This is a genomic window from Sphingomonas faeni, assembly GCF_024273235.1.
GTDB lineage: Bacteria > Pseudomonadota > Alphaproteobacteria > Sphingomonadales > Sphingomonadaceae > Sphingomonas > Sphingomonas faeni_A.
Map to the genome: position 1 here is coordinate 12,303 of NZ_JANBVH010000036.1, position 20,619 is coordinate 32,921.

Genomic DNA, 20,619 nt, shown 5'->3' on the forward strand with positions numbered 1-20,619 from the left:
TCAATCCGCGCGCGTGATGGTCGAGGACTGCGGCCCGACGCTGGCGTTCACCGCAACCGTGCTCGCGCTTGCCCGTGCATTCGGCCGGGCGTTCATCCGCACCGCGGTCGCACCCGGCAGGCCGGGGAAGCGCGGCCACATGCCCTGCGCCAGTGCATTGCGGCTGACCGACGCCTTCTTGCCGCCCTGCGCCTCGTACATCCAGTAATTGCGCAGCACGGTGGTCACATAGCCACGCGTCTCCCAATACGGAATGCTCTCGATATACAGCAGCGGATCGCCATTATCGCGGACGATCGCGTTCCAGTCGCCGACCGGACGCGGCCCGGCATTATAGGCAGCGATCACCTTCGGCAGCAGCCCGCCGGTGACGCCCGCCATGTCGCGCAACCGCTCCAGATGGCGCTGGCCGATATCCATGTTGGTCGACGGCTTGGTCAGCGCCTTCATGTCGATCGACGTACCACGCTCGCGCGCGAAGTCGGTCGCGGCGGCGGGCATGATCTGCATCAGGCCATACGCGCCGGCCGGGCTCTTCACGGTGTTGCGGAACCGGGACTCTTCAAGCGTGTGCGCGTAGACCAGCGCCTTGTCGATGTGCCAGCCGCTGTCCGGCGTCCAGTTCGGCGTCGGATAGCGCGCCTCCGCGGTCGACGTCACACCCTGCGGGCAATTATGTGCGAGCCACACGGTCGTCGCCGGCAGGCTCAACGCTTCCGCCACGCGGACCAGGTTGGCGAACTCGCGCGGATCGCCGATCTTCGCCTGCTGGCGGATCACCGTATCGGCCAGGTCGGTCTCGCCGACCTCGACCAGTGCCGCTGCGACACGGACGTTCGGACGCTTGCCGACGACCTTCCAGTCGCTGGCCACGAGCCCGCCGACCGACGTTCCCTTGTCCTTCATCGCCAGTTGCTGGCGCGCGAGCTGGCCGTAGAAGCTCTCGCCGAACTGCGCCGCCGCCTTCAACCGGCCCTCGATCTTGTCGGGGCGCGAGCACACCATGTCGGCGCGCGACGCCCAGTACAAAGCCGCCGCGCGAAGATCGACGTCGCCGGCCCGCGCCGCGACACCCTCGAACCCGGATTCGGCATTCGCACAATCATTCTGACGCCACGCCGACAGCGCGCCGACCCAGCGGCCCTGGACCGCCCAGTCGCCGACGCCGTCCTGCGCCTTCGCCGCCATCACGCGCGCGTTCGCATCGTCGCCCTGGAGGAAATAGATCCACGCGATCTTCTGCTGCCATTCGGTCAGCGCCTCGGGGGTGAGCCCGGGCGTGCTCTCGAGCAGCGACTGCGCCTCGCGGCCCATGTCCGCCTTGACGTAGGGCTGCATCTTCAGCGCGAGATCGGCGGCGATCAGGTCGCCCTGCAGGCTCTTGGCCCGCACGCGACGCGGCGCGCCGTCCTGCCAGATCAGTCGCTGCGCGGCGGGCAGGGGGGGCAGGTCGACCGCCCCGCGCATCTTGGCCAGCCGCGAGATCTGTTCGGCCTCGGGCAGTTCGGGCGCTTCGTTGAGCAGCGCGACGAGCGGCTCCATCTCGATCCTGGGCGAGCCCTTCGCCGTATACATCTCGGCGCGCGCGATCGCGTGCAGCGGGCCGGGCTTCATCGTGTCGAGCTGGATCTGCGCGTCGGTCCACTTGCCGTCGCGGATCGCCGCGAACACCGTCTTGTACGCCTCGCGCTGGCCCGCATCGAGCTGGTCCGGGATCTGCTCCAGCGTCGGGGCACCGACCAGCTGCGTCGAACCGAGCCGCGTATCGCCAGCCGGCTCGCCCGCACCGGTCGCCGCCATGGCCGGAAGGGGGAGGGCGCTTAGCCCCAGAGCGATGGCCGCCCAGGAAACAGATCGGGTCCGAATCATCTCACGCCCTCTTGCGATATCTGTTCGCGCATCAGCATCTGCAAATCCTTCCAGGCCTCGGCCTTGGCCGCTGGCTTCTCGATCAGAAACCGCGGATGAAAGCTCGCGACCACGCTCGTCATATGCGACGCGTCACCGACCCCCGTTTGTGCGGTCTTATGGTTAAACCCATGTAAACGCCCGCGCGCCGCCTGTAATTCCGTCCCGAGGATCGCACGGCTCGCCGCATTGCCAAGTAGCAGCAACCGCTTAGGCGCGACCAGGCCGATGTGATGCTTGGCGATTTCAGAGAGGCGCGCCTCGACCTCGCTCTGGATCCGCCCCGCCGTCGGCCGCTTCGCACAGACCGCGGCGAGGTGCACCTCGTCGCGCGTGAGCCCGATCGCCGCGAGCATCTTGTCGAGCAACCGTCCCGACGCGCCACTCAACAACGCGCCTGCATCTCCGTCATCGCGGTCGGGACAATCGACAAGCACCATGACCGTAGCGTCAGCCGGGCCCGAAGCCGCCAGCGAAACCCCGCTCCAGTCCGCCTCGGGAACCTCCGCACCGCTTCGCCAGTTGAGAAAATCGGCGAGCGAAAGCGGCATCGCGGACGGTGCGGCAACCGGCGCAACCGGTGCCGCGGCGGGCGCGACAAGCGGCTCAGGCGCCGCGAACCAGTCGCGCGGAACGTCGTCGACCAGCGTGTCGACGCCGGCCTCGTGCCACCAGTCGAGCGCACTCGCCGCGGCGTTTCGCCAATCGATGGTTTGATCCGCCCCCACAGGGTAACCTATGCTGCACGGTTGACGTGGCGGTCAACTCGCGCAATCGCCATATTGGACAAGATGGTGCCGGCCCGAGCCCGAACGAAGGGTGGGGCATCAAGCGCTTGGCCATGAAGCTGGGCAATAAGGGGACATCCCCCGGGAGACGATGATGACGACACGTGAATCGATGCCCTATGACGTTGTGATCGTCGGCGCAGGTCCGGCGGGGCTCTCGGCAGCGATCCGTCTCAAACAACTGGCGGCCGAGAAGGACGCCGAGATCAGCGTCTGCGTGCTCGAAAAGGGCTCCGAAGTCGGCGCGCACATCCTCTCCGGCGCGGTCATCGACCCGAAGTCGCTCGACGAACTCCTGCCGAACTGGCGCGAGGACGGCTGCCCGCTCGCCGAGGTTCCGGTCACCGAGAACCATCACTGGATCCTGAGCAAGACGAAGAAGAGCGAGATGCCGCACTTCGTCACACCCTCGTTCCTGCATAACAAGGGCACGTACACGGGCTCGCTCGGCAACCTCTGCCGCTGGCTGGCGGGCAAAGCGGAGGAACTCGGCGTCGAGATCTTCCCGGGGTTCGCCGCCGCCGAGATCCTGTTCAACGACGACGGATCGGTGATGGGCGTCGCGACCGGCGACATGGGCGTCGCGCGCGACGGCACGCACAAGGGCGACTATACGCCGGGGCTCGAACTCCACGCCAAGTACACCTTCTTCTCCGAGGGTTGCCGCGGGCACCTGACCAAGCAACTGATCGGCAAGTTCGCGCTCGACAAGGACAGCGATCCGCAGGTCTACGGCCTCGGCATCAAGGAACTCTGGGACATCGATCCCGAACTCCACGTCCCCGGTCGCGTGATCCATACGCAGGGCTGGCCGCTGTCCGAAACCGAAGGCTCGAACGGCGGCGGCTGGATCTACCACCAGGCGAGCGGCCAGGTCTCGATCGGCTTCGTCACGTGGCTGAACTACACCAACCCGCATCTCTCGCCGTTCCACGAGATGCAGCGCTGGAAGACGCATCCCGAGATCGCCGCGCTGCTGAAGGGCGCCAAGCGCGTCAGCTACGGCGCGCGCGCGATCAGCGACGGCGGTTTGCAGTCGATCCCCAAGCTGGTCATGCCCGGCGCAGCGCTGATCGGCGACAGCGCCGGTTTCCTCAACGTGCCGCGGATCAAGGGTACGCATACCGCGATGAAGTCCGGCATGATGGCCGCCGAGGCCGCGGTCGAGGCGATCGTCTCGCAGCGCGGCCATGACGAACTCGCCGCCTATCCCGAGGCGTTCGAGCGGTCGTGGGTGAAGAAGGAGCTGTCGGTCGTCCGCAACGTCGTGCCGCTGGTCAAGAAGTTCGGCGACCTGGTCGGCTCGGGGCTCGCCGGTATCACGATGTGGCTCGAGCATCTGGGGATCAAGGTCCCCTTCACGATGCACCACCATCCCGACCATGAGAGCCTGTGGCGCAAGGACCTCGTCAAGCCGATCGCCTATCCGAAGGCCGATGGCGTGCTGACGTTCGACCGCCTCTCGTCGGTGTTCATCTCGAACACCAACCACGAGGAGGACCAGCCGGTCCACCTGACGCTCAAGGACCCGGCGGTGCCGATTGCCTACAACCTGCCGATGTACGACGAGCCCGCGCAACGCTATTGCCCGGCCGGCGTTTACGAGGTGGTCGGCGAGGAAACCGGCGACCCGAAGTTCGTCATCAACGCGCAGAACTGCGTCCACTGCAAGACCTGCGACATCAAGGACCCCACCCAGAACATCAACTGGGTCGTACCCGAGGGCGGCGGAGGCCCCAATTATCCCAACATGTAAGCGTCTGTTTCTCGTTCTAGGTCTCGCCGTGGCGGCTCCCGCCACGGCGGGGATGGGTGATCTCTCCGCCTATCTCAAGGCCCGCGCCGCCGACGCCGCGGGCAGGCCGGACCTCGCCGCCGCCAGCTACGCGCAGGTGCTGGCGGCATCGCCCGACGATCCCGTCGTCGCGATCCGCGCCTACCGCGAGGCGCTGGAGGCCGGCGACATGCCGCTCGCCACCCGCGCCGTCGCCGTGCTGAACAAAGCCGGCGTGGCGCCCGCCGACGCCGCGCTTCTGCCACTCGCCGATGCCGCCCACGCGAACGATACCAGGGCTGCCGACGCCGCGATCGGCACGCTTGCCACCGGGCCGCTGGTGGTGCTCGCGCCCTCGCTCTACGCCTGGGTCGCGCACGCCGAAGGCCGCGATCCCGGCCCCGCGCTCGCCACCGCCGCGAAGGACCCGGTCGCCAACCGCTTCGCCACCGAAACCCGCGACCTGATCGCCAAGGCGCCCGCTCGGCAGCCGCTCGCGATCGGCGTCTCGCGCCTGCTCGCGCACCTCGCCAGCGACCTCGCGCTCGGCGAACCCTCGCCGCTGTCGATCGCGCTGGCTCAGGCATCGCTGCGCGCCGATCCCGGTTATGATCGCGCCCGCATCCTCCTTGCCCATGCGCTGGCCCGCAACGCACTGGTCGATCGCGCGCTCGTCGTTCTCGATCAGGTGGGGCCGAAGAGCCCGTTCGCGGTGGCCGCGGCCGCCGAACGGATCGACATCCTCGCCAATGCCGACCGCGACGGCGAAGCGCTCGCCGCCGCCAAGAACCGCGTCGACCAGTCGGGCGCGGACGCTGCCGACTGGCAACGCTATGCCGACCTGCTCCTGACCACCGGCAACGCCGCCGAAGCCGCGACCTGGTACCGTCGCATCCTCGACGCCGATGCCAAGACCGGCGGAAGCTGGGGCGCGTGGCTGCAATATGGCGGCGCGCTCGACCAGGCCGGCCGCTGGCCCGAAGCGCGCGATGCGCTCGAAAAAGCCGTCGCCCGCGGCCCCGCGCAACCGTTGGCGCTCAACTATCTCGGCTTCGCGCAGGTCGAGCACGGCGACGACATCCCCGCCTCGATAAAGCTTTTGGAACGCGCCAGCCGCCTCGACCCGACCAACGCCTCGATCACCGACTCGCTGGGCTGGGCGTATCATCTGTCGGGCGACACGGCGCGCGCGCTCCCATTGCTCGAACGCGCCGCACAGGGCGAACCCGCCAACACCGAGATCGGCGATCATCTCGGCGACGCCTATTGGACGGTCGGCCGCCAATACGAAGCGCGCTACGCCTGGCGCGCCGCGCTCCTGACCGCCGAACCCAGCGAAACCGCACGCCTGACCGCCAAGATCGCCAACGGCCTCCCCATTAACGCCCGCCGCTGATCGCTCTTTCCCACCGGAAGAGGGAAGGGGCCCGTACGACCCAAAAAACCGTCACCCCAGCGAAAGCTGGGGTATCCCACGAGGCACGCAACGCTCGCCTCACGATGAGATCCCAGCGTGCGCTGGGATGACGGGCACATGTTGGCTAAGCCCCGGAAAACGACCGACCCGAAACCAAACCCCGAGACCACCAATGCCCGCCATCACCGAACCCGCCCCCGCCAAGATCAATCTCGCGCTCCACGTCCGCCGTCGCCGCCCCGACGGCTATCACGACCTCGAAACCCTCTTCGCCTTCGCCACCGACGGCGACATGATCACGGTAGAAGCCGCCGAGGCTAATACTTTCACCATAACCGGCCCCTTCGCAGCAGCACTCCTGCCGCCCCCCGACACGGCCCCATCCCCCGACACCACCTCGGCCCCCGACACCCCCCCGGCGAAGGCCGGGGCCCAATTGGGAACGGCCAATGACGAAGCACCCCGCTCGGCCAACGCCACCCGAGGCACCGCCCCCTGGACCGGCAACCTGGTAACCGCCGCAGCCGACGCCTTCACGGCCGCCTTCACCCCCAACGCCCACCACGCGATAACCCTCGAAAAGCACCTGCCGATCGCCTCAGGCATAGGCGGAGGCTCCGCCGACGCCGCCGCCACCCTCCGCGCGCTGGCCCGCCTCCACCAGGTCCCAAAAACCGACCCCCGCCTCCACGAAATCGCCGCGAAGCTGGGCGCAGACGTCCCCGCCTGCCTCGCCAACCGCACCACGCTCGGCACCGGCAAAGGCGACACGCTTACCGACCTCGAAGGCCTGTCCGGCACGCCACTGCTCCTCGTAAACCCGGGCGTCGCCGTCTCCACTGCCGCCGTGTTCAAGACCTGGGACGGCCAGGACCGGGGCCCGATCCCCGAAGGCACTCTCCTCGACCGCGCCATAGCCGGCCGCAACGACCTCGAACCCCCCGCGCTGGCGCTGGCCCCCGAGATCGCGCAGGTTCGCGCGCTCCTCGACGCTGCGCGCGGCGTCCTCCTGTCCAGAATGTCCGGCTCCGGCGCCACCTGCTTCGCCCTGTTCGAAACCCCCCAGGCCCGAGACGCCGCCGCCACCGCCGCGCGAGCCCGCCGCTGGTGGACCCTCGCAACGACCATGGCCTAACGAAAAGTGCCACCAGCGATGACGCGATTGCGCGGTCACGCGATCACACCACCTCCGTCATCCTGACGAAAGTCAGGACGCAGAGCCATGAATGAAACCGCCCGCAATTCGCCATCTCAAGGCCGCTGATGGGCCGACCACCGCCAAGCCCAAGCGCGAGTAACCCGATCCGTTCTCGACCAAACTCTGCCCAGCCAACTCGTCATCCCGGGCCTGTTCCGGGATCCACCGTGCCGCAAATCCGCGGTCTCTGAGCATGCGGGCCGGTAGAAGCCGGAACGAGCCCGGCATGACGGCAGAAGGGGGCAGGGGCACTCGACCGCGGCTGGCACCAGACAAACCAATCTTTCCACGCAAACCCACCGTTCTCCACTTGTTCCACCAGAACAAATAGAATACATCGGTTTGACGCGTTGAATGGCATGCGCGCTTGCTTTAGCGATGGGAGCTTATCAATGGCCGCTAATCTGAAAGTGATCGACACCGGCATGGCAACCGCAACCAACGACCGCCAGAAGGCGCTCGACGCCGCGCTCGCGCAGATCGACCGCGCGTTCGGCAAGGGCTCGGCAATGCGCCTGGGCTCCAAGGAAACCATGCAGGTCGAGGTCATCTCGACCGGCTCGCTCGGGCTCGACATCGCGCTCGGCGTCGGCGGCCTGCCGCGCGGCCGCGTGATCGAGATTTACGGGCCAGAAAGCTCGGGCAAGACCACGCTCGCGCTCCACGTCATCGCCGAAGCGCAGAAGGGCGGCGGCACCGCGGCGTTCGTCGATGCCGAGCACGCGCTCGACCCGGTCTACGCCAAGAAGCTCGGCGTCAACATCGACGAGCTGATCGTCTCGCAGCCCGACACCGGCGAGCAGGCGCTCGAGATCGTCGACACGCTGGTCCGCTCGAACGCGATCGACGTGCTCGTGGTCGACTCGGTCGCAGCCCTCGTGCCGCGCGCCGAAATCGAAGGCGAGATGGGCGACAGCCATGTCGGCCTCCAGGCGCGTCTCATGTCGCAGAGCTTGCGCAAGCTCACCGGCTCGATCAGTCGCTCGCGCTGCATGGTGATCTTCATCAACCAGCTCCGCATGAAGATCGGCGTCATGTACGGCAACCCCGAGACGACGACGGGCGGCAACGCGCTGAAGTTCTACGCCTCGGTCCGCCTCGACATCCGCCGCATCGGCGCGATCAAGGCCGGCGAGGAGGTGACCGGCAACCAGACCCGCGTGAAAGTCGTCAAGAACAAGGTCGCCCCGCCGTTCAAGCAGGTCGAGTTCGACATCATGTACGGGCAGGGCGTCTCCAAGCTCGGCGAGATCCTCGATCTCGGCGTGAAGGCGGGGCTCGTCGAGAAGTCGGGCGCATGGTTCAGCTACGACAGCGTCCGCCTCGGCCAGGGCCGCGAGAACTCGAAGACGTTCCTCAAGGACAACCCCGAAACCGCCGACCGCCTCGAAAAGCAGATCCGCGCCCGCACCGACAAGGTCGCCGAGGAAATGATGGCCGGCCCCGACGCCGAAGACGACGTATAAGGCTCCTCTTCCCTCTCCCTAAGGGGAGAGGGAGGGGCCCATTGCCCTCGCAATGGGAGGGTGAGGGCACGCGGCTGATGGTGCGGGGTGGCGTGGCGGCAACGGGATTGGCTTTGCACCATCGTCGGCATCGGCATCGGCATCGGCTTTGTACCGACACCAGCATTGGGTAGCACCTACATCGGCATTGGATCGCACCGCACCGCACCACCCCAACACTCCACCCCGGCGAAGGCCGGGGCCCAATTGGAAAGGTGGCAATAACGAAGCGCGATCTTTCGTTACGATCATACCCCAACTGAACCCCGGCCTCCGCCGGGGTGATTGCTCCTAACGATCAACACCCCCCGCCCCCTTGTTCTCCCGCGAAGGCGGGAGCCCAGTCTGGATCCCCGCCTTCGCGGGGAAACAAGGAGACGCAGACGTCCGCGAAAATCAGCGCAACGGCCTCGGCGAAATCCTCCAAATACCTAAGCGCCAAACCCACGCGAGCGTCTATACTTCCTATACTTCACTCGAAACCGCGGCCCCCTGATCCGACCATGAGGCACCCCAACCCATGACCACCGCCTACGACTGGACCGGCAGAATAGGCGACGTCTGGGCCGAAGAATGGCGCCGAACCGACCGCAGCTTCACCAACCTGACCCCGCACCTGAACGCAGCGATCCTGGCCGCCACCTCGCCCGAAACTAGCATGATCATCGACATAGGCTGCGGCGCCGGCGCAACCTCGCTCGCCACCGCCCAAGCCCTCCCCGGCGCGACCGTAACCGGCATAGATCTCTCCCCGACCCTGATCGAGATCGCCAGACACCGCGCCGAAACCCAGTCCAACGCCCGCTTCGAATGCGCCGACATCGCCGTCGCCGCCCCGAACCACGCCCCGACACACCTCTACGTCTCGCGCCACGGCGTCATGTTCTTCGCCGATCCCACCGCCGCCTTCGCCATACTCGCCGAAGCGGCCGCCCCCGACGCGTCGCTCGTCTTCTCGTGCTTCGCCGAACGCGCCGCCAATGTCTGGGCCACCGAAACCGTCGCCGCGACCGGCGGCGATCCCGACGCCCCTGCCAGCACCGCACCCGGCCCCTTCGCGTTCGCCGATCCGACCTATGTCGCCGAAATCCTCGCAACCGCAGGCTGGAATGCCGCCCCGCCCCAGCGCCTGAATTTCGCCTACCGAGCAGGCGAGGGCGCCGATCCAGTAGCCGATGCCGTCGACTATTTCCGCCGCATAGGTCCCGCCGCCTCCGCCATCCGCGACGCCGCCCCCGAGGAACGCGAGCGCCACATCGCGCGTCTCACAGACATCTGCGCACGTCACAGCGACGGCGATACGGTGGAATTTCCCGCGGTCGCCTGGATCTGGACCGCGCGCAAATCAGCCAACTAAAACCAGGGGGTTCAGCATGATCATCGTCCACCACCTCGAAAACTCGCGATCGCAGCGTATCCTGTGGATGCTCGAGGAACTCGGCCTCCCCTACCAGATCAAGCGCTACGAGCGGAACAAGCAGACCATGCTCGCCCCGCCCGAACTCAAGCGGGTCCACCCGCTCGGCAAGTCGCCCGTGATCGAGGATGCCGATGTTCAGGGTGGCCAGGTCGTCGCCGAAACCGGCGCAATCGTCGAGTATCTGGTCGACAAGGCCGACGGCAAGCTCGGTGCTCCCGCCAACCGCGCCGACGCACTCCGCTACCGCTTCTGGCTCCATTATGCGGAGGGCTCGATGATGCCGCCGCTGCTACTGAAGCTCGTCCTCGCGCGCATCCCGATCATGGGCAAGGTCGCGGTCAAGAAGATCCAGCCGATGATCGACGTCCATCTCGACTATGTCGAATCCGAACTGTCGCAGCGCCCCTGGTTCGCCGGCGACCAGATGACCGCCGCCGACATCATGATGAGCTTCCCGCTCGAAGCCGCGCGCAGCCGCGGCGGTCTCGACGAGTCCCGCCCCGCGACGATCGCGTGGCTAGCCAAGGTCCACGCGCGGCCAGCGTATCAGGCGGGCCTCAAGAAAGGCGGGCCCTACGCCTACGCCTGAGGCTGCAGATCAGGGACCGCGTCGAGGCTGATAGCGCGACCCTCCCTAAACGCCACCCCGGCGAAGGCCGGGGCCCAGTTGGAAAGGTTGGAGTAACGAGGCGCGGCGGTCACCATCAGCGTCGCCCAACTGGACCCCGGCCTTCGCCGGGGTGGTATTTGTTCAGTGGTCCGCCAGCGTGGAAGGGCATCCTTGAGACGTCATCGGTTCAACTTCGCCGTCCAAACTCAAACCTGCCCCGGTCCGATCTTCTCATAGCTGTCCACATTCACCTTCGGCCCATGCCCCGTCGGTGCATGTGGGAAATCACGATCCGCCGGCTCGCGCTCGTCGAGCCCGCCCTCCCATTTCGCCACCACGGTCGCCGCCACCGCATTGCCGATCACGTTCGTGGCCGACCGCCCCATGTCGAGGAAATGATCCACCGCCAGGATCAACAAGATCCCCGCCTCCGGGATCTTGAACATCGACAGCGTCCCCGCGATCACCACCAGCGACGCGCGCGGCACGCCGGCAATTCCCTTCGACGTGACCATCAGCACCAGCAGCATCGCGATCTGCTGTCCGATCGGCATGTGGATGCCATACGCCTGCGCGATGAACAGCGACGCGAACGTCATGTACATCATCGATCCGTCGAGATTGAACGAATAGCCCAGCGGCAGCACGAAGCTCGCGATCCGCGGCGGCACGCCGAACCGATCGAGCGCCTCCAGCGTCCGCGGGTACGCCGCCTCCGACGAAGCCGCCGAGAACGCGAGGATCAACGGATCGCGGATATACCGCACCAGCAACCGCGTCCGCGGCCCGATCAGCACGAACGCGATCCCGATCAGCATCAGCCACAGCAACGCGAGCCCGATATAGAAGCTCAGCATGAAATAGCCGAGCTGGCCGAGGATGGTCGGCCCCCGCTCGGCAAGCGTTGCCGTCACCGCTGCGAACACCGCGAACGGCGCGAACCGCATCACGTAATTGGTGATCTGGAGCATGACCGCGACGAGCGCCTCGATCGCCTTGACCAGCGGCGCGGCCTTCTCGCCGACCGCAGTGATCGCGACGCCGACGAACACCGAGAACACGACGATCTGCAGGATTTCGTTGCTCGCCATCGCCGCGATCATCGAATCGGGCACGATATGCGAGATGAACTTGGCGAGGTCGAACGCCGCGGCATCGACCCCGCTCGACGCGGTCGCGGGCGGGATCGCGAGTTCGAGGCCGACGCCCGGCTGCAACACGTTGACCAGGATCATGCCCAGCGTCAGCGACAACAGGCTCGCGCAGATGAACCAGCCGAGGCTGCGCAATCCGACCCGTCCGAGCGCGCCGGTGTCGCCCATATGCGCGATGCCCACGACCAGCGTCGAGAAGACCAGCGGCGCGATGATCATCTTGATCAGCCGCAGGAACAGCGACGTCACGATCGAGAAATAGCCGGCGATGTCCTTCAACTGCGCGGCGGACTCGGGCGTGCCGTTGTCGATCGACGCGTTCAGGATCCAGCCGACGACCATCCCCGCGACGAGGCCGAACAAGATGTAATAGGTTAGCCGCTTGGCCATTAATCGCTCCCGAGAAGTGCGGACAGGGAAGGGGATTGCGGCGCCCGGGTCAAGGACCCTATCGTTCGGCGATGTCGACCACACCCCGTAAATCCGTCTTCAGCCCCTCGCGCCGCGACCTGCTGAGCCTCGCGATCGCAGCGCCGTTGCTGTCGACCACCGCGATCCTCCGCGCGGCCGAACCCGATCTGTCGGCGCTGTCCGACATAACCGGCACGACCAGGCCGATCGATGCCGCCGAACGCGCCGCGAGGCTGGTCCGTGCGCAATCGCTGATGAAGGCGGCGGGCGTCGGCGCAGTGCTGATCGAGCCGGGATCGTCGATGATCTACTTCACCGGCGTCCGCTGGCACACGAGCGAGCGGCTGACGCTGGCGATCCTCCCGGTCGAGGGCGAGCCGTGCATCGTCACGCCGTTCTTCGAGGAGCCGTCGGTGCGAGAGACGCTCGCCGTCCCCGCCGAGGTGCGCGTCTGGCAGGAAGACGAGAACCCGCTCGCGGTTGCCGCCGGGTTCCTGCGCGACCGGAAGCTCGCCGCGCGGCCGATCGGGCTGGAGGCGGAGGTGCGGTATTTCGCCTATGCAGGGCTCGCGCGCGTGTTGCCGGATGCGAAGATCGTGTCCGCCGACCCCGTCGTCCGCGCCTGCCGGATGATCAAGACCCCCGCCGAGATCGCGCTGATGCAGGCCGCGACCGAGGTCACGCTCGCCGCCTATCGCTGGACGTACGCGCGGGTCGAGAAGGGCATGACCGGCCCGGAGATCGGCGCGCTGATGAACGCCGCAACCCGCAAGCTCGGCGGCGCCCCCGAATTCGCGCTGGCGCTGATCGGCGAAGCGTCCGCCTATCCGCACGGCAGCCGCGAGATCCACCGCGTCGCCGAGGGGCAGGTCGTGCTGATGGACTGCGGCTGCACCGTGCAGGGCTATCAGTCCGACATCTCGCGCACCTGGGTCCACGGTGCGGCAACCGCCGACCAGCGCAAGACGTGGGACCAGGTCGCCCGCGGGCAACAGATCGCGTTCGCCGCCGCAAAGATCGGCGCACCTGCGGGAAGCGTCGACGATGCGGTCCGCCGCTATTACGATACGCTCGGCTACGGGCCGGGGTACAAGCTCCCCGGCCTGTCGCACCGCACCGGCCACGGCATCGGCATGGATGGCCACGAACCCGTCAACCTCGTTCGTGGCGAGACGACGAAGCTGGCGGCGGGGATGTGCTTCTCCGACGAACCGGGGATCTACATTCCCGGCAGATACGGCGTGCGGATCGAGGACTGTTTTCACATGACCGCGGCCGGCCCGACATGGTTCAGCGAACCGCCCAAGTCGATCGACGCGCCGTTGGGGTAGGGAGCTTACCACATTCAACACCACCCCGGCGGAGGCCGGGGCCCAGTTGGAAAGGTGGGAATAATGGAAGGTGGCGCTTCGTTATCGCCGTCCCCCAAATGGGCCCCGGCCTCCGCCGGGGTGGTATCGTTGGTTTGGTGATGGCTCGTAGCGAAGCGCAGCCCCCGCTTCCTTGTTCTCCCGCGAAGGCGGGAGGCCAGACTGGATCCCCGCCTTCGCGGGGAAACATGCTGCCTCGGTTCAACGGGATATGTCTCAACCACACCCCTCACACACCTCACTTGAGCGAACCGCCCCGCTCGCCTAAGTCCCCGCGCATGACATCGACGAACGACATCCGCCGCGGCTTCCTCGACTATTTCGGATCGCAGGGACACCAGATCGTGCCCAGCGCACCGCTCGTGCCGCAGAACGACCCGACGCTGATGTTCGTCAACGCCGGCATGGTGCCGTTCAAGAACGTCTTCACCGGCCTCGAATCGCGCCCCTACACCACCGCGACCTCGTCGCAGAAATGCGTCCGCGCCGGCGGCAAGCACAATGATCTCGACAATGTCGGCTACACCGCACGCCACCACACCTTCTTCGAAATGCTCGGCAATTTCTCGTTCGGCGATTATTTCAAGGAACAGGCGATCGTCCACGCCTGGACGCTGCTCACGCGCGAATGGGGCCTGTCGCCCGATAAATTGACGGCAACGGTCTACCACACCGACGACGAGGCGTTCGATCTCTGGAAGAAGATCGCCGGCCTCCCCGATCACCGTATCATCCGCATCCCGACCAAGGACAATTTCTGGTCGATGGGCGACAACGGGCCGTGCGGGCCGTGCTCGGAGATCTTCTACGACCACGGCGACCACATCCCCGGTGGCCCTCCCGGCAGCCCAGACGAGGACGGCGATCGCTTCGTCGAGATCTGGAACCTCGTGTTCATGCAATATGAGCAGGAAAATGCCGAGATCGTCGGCAACCTGCCGAAACCGTCGATCGACACCGGCATGGGGCTCGAGCGTATCGCCGCAGTCATGCAGGGCGTCACCGACAATTACGACACCGACACGTTCAAGGCGCTGATCGCGGCATCGGGCGCGCTGACGCATACCGCGACCGACGGTGCCAACACCGCCAGCCACCGCGTGATCGCCGATCACCTGCGCACCGCCGGCTTCCTGATCGCGGACGGCGTGCTGCCCGCGAGCGAGGGCCGCGGCTACGTCCTGCGCCGGATCATGCGCCGCGCGATGCGCCACGCGCACATCCTCGGCGCGAAGCAGCCGCTGATGCACCGGCTGGTCCCTGCGCTCGTCACCGAAATGGGCGCCGCCTATCCCGAACTGTCGCGCGCGCGCCCGCTGATCGAGGCGACGTTGCAGCAGGAGGAGACGCGCTTCCGCCAGACGCTCGACAAGGGGCTGAAGCTGCTCGACGAAGCGACCACCGGGATGACCGACGGCACGCTCGCCGGCGACGTCGCGTTCAAGCTCTACGACACCTACGGCTTCCCGTACGACCTGACCGAGGACGCACTGCGCGAACGCCACATCGCGGTCGATCGCGCAGGCTTCGACACCGCGATGGCGGAGCAGAAGCGCGCCGCCCGCGCCGCCTGGAAGGGCTCGGGCGCGAAGGCCTCCGACGACATCTGGTTCGATATCGTCGAGCAGACCGGCGGTACGGAGTTCCTCGGCTACGCGTCCGATACGGGCGAGGGCGAGGTTGTTGCACTGGTCAAGGACGGCGCGCGCGTAGACCACGTCACGACCGGTGATACGGTCGCGATCGTCGTCAACCAGACGCCGTTCTACGCCGAGAGTGGCGGCCAGGTCGGCGATGCGGGCCATATCTCCAACGATACCGGCCTGCGCGCTAACGTGACCGAGACCTCGAAGCAGCTCGGCCGCGTGTTCGTCCATCACGCAATCGTCGACGCCGGCGAGATCAAGGTCGGGGATCCGGTCAAGCTCCAGATCGACGTCGCGCGCCGCGCGCAGATCCGCGCCAACCACTCGGCGACGCACCTGCTCCACGAGGCTCTCCGCGAACGCCTCGGCACGCACGTCGCGCAGAAGGGGAGCCTTGTTGCGCCCGACCGCCTGCGCTTCGACTTCTCGCAGCCGGTCGCGATGACCCCCGCCGACATCGCGCAGGTCGAGGCCGACGTGAACGCGCAGGTCCGCGGCAACGGCGCGGTGACGACGCTGCTGATGACCCCCGACGACGCGATCGCGATGGGCGCGATGGCGCTGTTCGGCGAGAAATACGGCGACGAGGTGCGCGTCGTGTCGATGGGTGCGCAGGACGACGGCAAGACCTATTCGATCGAACTCTGCGGCGGCACGCACGTCACCGCGCTCGGCGATATCGGCCTGTTCAAAGTCGTCGGCGAAGGCGCGGTCTCCAGCGGCATCCGCCGTGTCGAAGCGCTCACCGGCGAAGCGGCGCGCGCATATCTGACCAGCCGCGACGACCGCCTCCGCGAGGCTGCGGCGGTGTTGAAGTCGACCCCCGACGAGGTCCCGGCCCGCGTCGCGTCGCTGCTCGAAGACCGCCGCCGCCTCGAACGCGAACTCGCCGACGCGAAGAAGGCGCTTGCGCTCGGCGGCGGTGGTTCGGGCGAAGCGGCTGGCCCGGAGCAGGTCGGCGGCGTCGCCTTCATCGGCCAGGTACTGAACGACTTCGAAGCCAAGGGCCTGCGCGGCGCGGTCGACGAGGCCAAGCAGCGGCTCGGCTCGGGTATCGCGGTGATGGTCGCGATCAACGACGGCCGCGCCTCGGTCGCGGTCGGCGTCACGGCGGACCTTGTAGCGAGCCACAACGCGGTCGACCTGCTCAAGATCGCGGTGGCGACGCTCGGCGGGCAGGGCGGCGGCGGCCGTCCCGACATGGCGCAGGGCGGTGGACCTGAAGGTGACAAGGCCGCGGAGGCGGTTGCCGCGGTGCGGGCGGCGCTGGAGGCGGCGGGCGCCTGAAACTCGCCGCCGTCTCACGCCAACCCCGAGCAGTGTTCCCCCGCGGACGCGGGGGCCCAGCTAAATACCGTCAGCTGCCTTGGCTCCTGGACCCCCGCCTTCGCGGGGGAACAGGCTGCGCTAATGAAGTCACCCGCTACAACTACCTCCACCCCGGCGAAGGCCGGGGCCCAATTGGCACGTCCGAGGTAACGAAAGACCGCGCTCAGTTACCATCGTCCCCCAATTTGGGCCCCGGCCTTCGCCGGGGTGGTGTTTCTGATCGGGTGGCATCTCATCGGGTGGCATCGGTGCTGGAGCTCAGCCCCCACGCACCTTCGCCAGCGTAGTCCCCGCCGTAATCGCCTCGATATCCGTCACCAGATGCAACACCCGCACCCCGCTGCGCGACATCGCACGGTCCAACGCTCCCGCAAAATCCTCGGTCCGGGAAACAGTCTCGGCCCAGCAGCCATAAGCCCGCCCCAGCGCGGCAAAGTCCGGGTTCCGCAACCCGGTCCCCGAAACCCGCCCCGGATACTCCCGCTCTTGGTGCATGCGAATAGTCCCGTACCCACCATTGTCGACGACCACCACCAGCATGTCCGCATCATGTGCAACCGCCGTCGCCAGTTCCTGCCCGTTCATCAGGAAACACCCGTCCCCCGCCAGCGCCACGACCGTCCGCTCGGCATGCCGCAACGACGCCGCGACCGCCGCCGGCACACCATATCCCATCGCCCCGGCAGTCGGCGCAAGCTGAGTCCCCGGCCCGGCATACGCCCAGTACCGATGCCACCAGCCCGAGTAATTCCCCGCGCCGTTGCAGATGATCGCGTCCGCCGGCAGCCGCTCGCGCATCGCCGCCACGCAGGGCCCAAGGTCCATGACCAGATCGCGCGGGCTAGGCGTCGACCAAGCCAGCCACTCCGCATGCGCCTCTTGCCCAGCAGTCCGCGGCGGCAGGTCGACCAACAGCAGCGCCTCCGCAAACTCCGCCATCCCCGCGCACACCGCGACATCCGCGCGGTACGCCCGGTGCAGTTCGTCCGGATCGGGATGCACATGGATCAGTCGCTGCCCCGGATGATCGGGCGTGACCAGCGCATAGCCGTCGGTCGTCGCCTCTCCCATCCGAGGGCCCACGACGAGCAACAAATCCGCCGCCTTCACCCGCTCGACCAGCTTCGGATTGGGCCCGTATCCCAGGTTTCCCGCCCAAACCGGACAGTCGTTCGGAATCGCATCCTGCCGCCGAAACGCCGCCGCTACCGGCACGCCGTTGCGATCCGCCCAGGTCGAGAACGCCCCCGACGCCGCGACATCCCAGCCCGCGCCCCCGACGATCGCCACCGGCCGCTCCGCAGTCGTCAGCAGATCCGCCAGCAAATCCATCGTATCGGCATCGCAAGCCTGCGCCACCCGCTCGACGCGCGGCCGATCGACCGCCTCGACCACATCCAGCAACATGTCCTCAGGCAACGCCAGCACCACCGGCCCCGGCCGCCCCGACATCGCCGTCGCATAGGCGCGCGCGACATATTCCGGTATCCGCCGCGCATCGTCGATCCGCGCTGCCCATTTCGCGATGGGGGCAAACATCGCCTGAAAATCGATCTCCTGGAACGCCTCGCGGTCGCGCGTGCCGCGGTCGATATCGCCCACGAACAGGATCATCGGCTGAGAATCCTGCATCGCGACGTGAACCCCGATCGACGCATTGGTCGCGCCCGGCCCGCGGGTCACGAACGCCACCCCCGGCCGGTGCGTCAGCGCCCCGTCCGCGCACGCCATGAACCCGACGCCGCCCTCCTGCCGACACACCACAAGATCGATCGCTGGCGTATCGTGCAACGCATCGAGCACGGCGAGGAAGCTCTCCCCAGGCACGGTGAAGATCCGGTCGCAGCCCTGTGCGACGAGTTGGTCGACCAGGATACGGCCGCCGGTGCGTGGTGTGATCATCGGTGCATCCTGCCGTCCGTTGTGCGCGAAGTCGAGAAACGGTTACGCTGGCGTCGAAGCCGGGACCAACCCGACTCGCCCGGAGAGGATCATGACAGACTTCACCACCGTCGCCGACGGCCTGCGCTTTCCCGAAGGTCCCGTCGCGATGCCCGACGGCAGCGTCATCCTCGTCGAGATCGCCGCCGGCCGGATCACCCGGATCGCCGCCGACGGTACTAGGTCGACGGTCGCCGCACCCGGCGGCGGCCCCAACGGCCTCGCGCTCGGCCCCGACGGCAAGCTGTATTGCTGCAACAATGGCGGCTTCGCATGGCGCGAGACGAACGGCTTCCTCACCCCCCACGGCCAGCCGGACGACTATTCAGGCGGCCGTATCGAGCGGATCGACATCGCCACCGGCGCGGTCGAGACCCTCTACAAGGACGGCGATTTCGGCTGCGCGCTGCGCGGCCCCAACGACATCGTGTTCGATTCGCACGGCGGCTTCTGGTTCACCGACCACGGCAAATCGCGCGACCGCGAACGCGACATCACCGGCATCTTCTACGCGAAAGCCGACGGGACCCAGCTCGAAGAAGTGATCTTCCCGAGCGAAAACCCCAACGGCATCGGCCTCTCGCCAGACGGCAACACGCTGTATGCGGCGGAAACCTACACCTGCCGCCTGATGGCGTTCGACATCGTCGCGCCCGGCAAGGTCGCCAGCGCCGCGGGCACGCCGCTCTACCGCCCCGCCGGCTACAAATTCTTCGATTCGCTCGGCGTCGAGGCCAGCGGCAACATCTGCGTCGCGACGATTGGCGAGTGCGGGATCAGCGTGATCTCGCCCGCCGGAGCGCTGGTCGAGTTCGTCGCGACCGACGACGTGTTCACCACCAACATCTGCTGGGGCGGCGCGGACGGCATGGACGCGTACATAACCTGTTCCGGCAACGGCCGGCTGGTGAAGACGCGGTGGAAGCGCCCCGGCTTGAAGCTGGTGTATTGAAGCTACTGTATCCTCCCCCGCCAGGGGGAGGTGGCTGGCACTTGCCAGACGGAGGGGGAGGAAAGGAAACGTCTGTTCCGTGTCCTCCCCCTCCGTCACCTTCGGCGCCACCTCCCCCTGGCGGGGGAGGATCGTGAGAAACCGATCTAGTCTACGTTGCCGAGTGCCAACCACCGGCTTATGCGAGGCAAAATACCTGAGGAGGATGCATGGCGAACAAGCGCTACACCGATGCGGCAACGGCACTCGAAGGCGTGCTGTTCGACGGCATGACGATCTGCGCGGGCGGGTTCGGGTTGTGCGGCATTCCCGAGCGGCTGATCGACGCGATCGAGGCGTCCGGGGTGAAGGACCTGACGATCGCCAGCAACAATGCCGGCATCGACGGGCAGGGCCTCGGCAAACTGCTCCGCTCGCGCCAGGTGAAGAAGATGATCTCGTCCTATGTCGGCGAGAACAAGGAATTCGAGCGCCAGTATCTCAGCGGTGAACTCGAGGTCGAGTTCTGTCCGCAGGGGACGCTCGCCGAACGCTGCCGGGCAGGGGGCGCGGGCATCCCCGGCTTCTACACGAAGACCGGCGTCGGCACGCAGGTCGCCGAGGGCAAGGAGGTCAAGGTCTTCGACGGCCAGGAGTATATCCTCGAACGCGGCATCCGCGCCGATCTCGCGATCATCAAGGGCTGGAAGGCGGACGAAAGCGGCAACCTCATCTTCCGCAAGACCGCCCGCAACTTCAACCAGCCGATGGCGACTGCTGGCAAGATCTGCGTCGCCGAGGTCGAGGAGATCGTACCCGTGGGGAGCCTCGACCCCGACACGATCCACCTGCCGGGCATCTACGTGAAGCGGATGATCGTCGGCGCCCCCTACGACAAGAAAATCGAATTCCGCACCGTCCGCGAGCGCGCGACGGCATGAAACCGCTGCGGTTATCCTGCGAAAGGCTTGAGCCTGGTATGGACCGGCAGCCAGCGCTTCCGGGTCGCGACCGCGCCAAAATCGCTCCGTCACCCCGGACGCGTTCCGGGGGCCACGGTCCCGCAAATCAAATTCTCTCGATTGTGCGGCACCGTGGATGCCGGAACGAGCCCGGCATGACGGAGGCCTGATGGTGTATCGCAAGCACAGCCCGTTCTCCTGCGAACGCAGGAGCCCAGGGTCACGGGTGTTCCGGCTGGTATCCTGCACCCCTGC

At 67.1% G+C, this 20,619-nt stretch carries 14 protein-coding genes; 10 read left to right on the top strand and 4 right to left on the bottom strand.

The features are described 5' to 3' along the window. Together NLI89_RS16935 and NLI89_RS16940 are read right to left on the bottom strand one after the other, a co-directional pair. Positions 1-1,800 carry a lytic transglycosylase domain-containing protein gene (locus NLI89_RS16935; RefSeq protein WP_254688108.1) on the bottom strand — a complete coding sequence of 600 codons (1,800 nt, stop codon included), beginning with the start codon at positions 1,798-1,800 and terminating at the stop codon, positions 1-3. Between the two features lie 65 nt (positions 1,801-1,865). Next, positions 1,866-2,636, bottom strand: a complete 771-nt coding sequence (locus tag NLI89_RS16940; RefSeq protein ID WP_254688109.1) for a uracil-DNA glycosylase — start codon at positions 2,634-2,636, stop codon at positions 1,866-1,868. Positions 2,637-2,790: 154 nt separating this feature from the next. Here NLI89_RS16940 and NLI89_RS16945 point away from each other — a divergent pair, with 154 nt between their 5' ends. The 6 genes from NLI89_RS16945 to NLI89_RS16970 all read left to right on the top strand — a co-directional run bounded on the left by NLI89_RS16945 (position 2,791) and on the right by NLI89_RS16970 (position 10,599). Further along, positions 2,791-4,452 carry an electron transfer flavoprotein-ubiquinone oxidoreductase gene (locus NLI89_RS16945; RefSeq protein WP_254688110.1) on the top strand — a complete coding sequence of 554 codons (1,662 nt, stop codon included), beginning with the start codon at positions 2,791-2,793 and terminating at the stop codon, positions 4,450-4,452. Between the two features lie 28 nt (positions 4,453-4,480). Further along, positions 4,481-5,866, top strand: a complete 1,386-nt coding sequence (locus tag NLI89_RS16950) for a tetratricopeptide repeat protein (protein WP_254688111.1) — start codon at positions 4,481-4,483, stop codon at positions 5,864-5,866. Between the two features lie 193 nt (positions 5,867-6,059). Then, entirely contained in the window at positions 6,060-7,022 is a 963-nt protein-coding gene (locus NLI89_RS16955; protein WP_254688112.1) for a 4-(cytidine 5'-diphospho)-2-C-methyl-D-erythritol kinase, read from the top strand. Between the two features lie 455 nt (positions 7,023-7,477). Next, on the top strand, positions 7,478-8,551 hold the full coding sequence (recA, locus tag NLI89_RS16960) for a recombinase RecA (protein ID WP_132739051.1): 1,074 nt from the start codon (positions 7,478-7,480) through the stop codon (positions 8,549-8,551). Positions 8,552-9,110: 559 nt separating this feature from the next. Continuing rightward, positions 9,111-9,947, top strand: coding sequence for a class I SAM-dependent methyltransferase (locus NLI89_RS16965; RefSeq protein WP_254688113.1), 837 nt, complete (start codon positions 9,111-9,113; stop codon positions 9,945-9,947). A 16-nt stretch (positions 9,948-9,963) separates the two neighbouring features. Continuing rightward, positions 9,964-10,599, top strand: a complete 636-nt coding sequence (locus NLI89_RS16970; RefSeq protein ID WP_254688114.1) for a glutathione S-transferase family protein — start codon at positions 9,964-9,966, stop codon at positions 10,597-10,599. A 227-nt stretch (positions 10,600-10,826) separates the two neighbouring features. Here NLI89_RS16970 and NLI89_RS16975 read toward each other — a convergent pair whose 3' ends face one another. After that, the gene (locus tag NLI89_RS16975; protein WP_254688115.1) at positions 10,827-12,164 is read right to left on the bottom strand and encodes a dicarboxylate/amino acid:cation symporter; all 1,338 of its coding nucleotides are present in this window, start codon (positions 12,162-12,164) and stop codon (positions 10,827-10,829) included. 71 nt (positions 12,165-12,235) lie between these two features. Here NLI89_RS16975 and NLI89_RS16980 point away from each other — a divergent pair, with 71 nt between their 5' ends. Further along, positions 12,236-13,516 (top strand): M24 family metallopeptidase, encoded by a 1,281-nt coding sequence (locus tag NLI89_RS16980; protein WP_254688116.1) that lies wholly within the window; start codon positions 12,236-12,238, stop codon positions 13,514-13,516. Between the two features lie 317 nt (positions 13,517-13,833). Continuing rightward, the gene (gene alaS, locus NLI89_RS16985) at positions 13,834-16,488 is read left to right on the top strand and encodes an alanine--tRNA ligase (protein ID WP_254688117.1); all 2,655 of its coding nucleotides are present in this window, start codon (positions 13,834-13,836) and stop codon (positions 16,486-16,488) included. A gap of 300 nt (positions 16,489-16,788) precedes the next feature. Here alaS and NLI89_RS16990 read toward each other — a convergent pair whose 3' ends face one another. Beyond that, on the bottom strand, positions 16,789-18,432 hold the full coding sequence (locus NLI89_RS16990) for a thiamine pyrophosphate-binding protein (RefSeq protein ID WP_254688118.1): 1,644 nt from the start codon (positions 18,430-18,432) through the stop codon (positions 16,789-16,791). Between the two features lie 91 nt (positions 18,433-18,523). On the opposite strand from NLI89_RS16990, the gene NLI89_RS16995 reads away from it, so the two are divergent. Together NLI89_RS16995 and NLI89_RS17000 are read left to right on the top strand one after the other, a co-directional pair. Continuing rightward, positions 18,524-19,423: an SMP-30/gluconolactonase/LRE family protein gene (locus NLI89_RS16995; RefSeq protein WP_254688119.1), complete on the top strand. Its 900-nt coding sequence runs from the start codon at positions 18,524-18,526 to the stop codon at positions 19,421-19,423. 209 nt (positions 19,424-19,632) lie between these two features. Then, entirely contained in the window at positions 19,633-20,343 is a 711-nt protein-coding gene (locus tag NLI89_RS17000; RefSeq protein ID WP_254688120.1) for a CoA transferase subunit A, read from the top strand. Positions 20,344-20,619 lie beyond the last annotated feature (276 nt).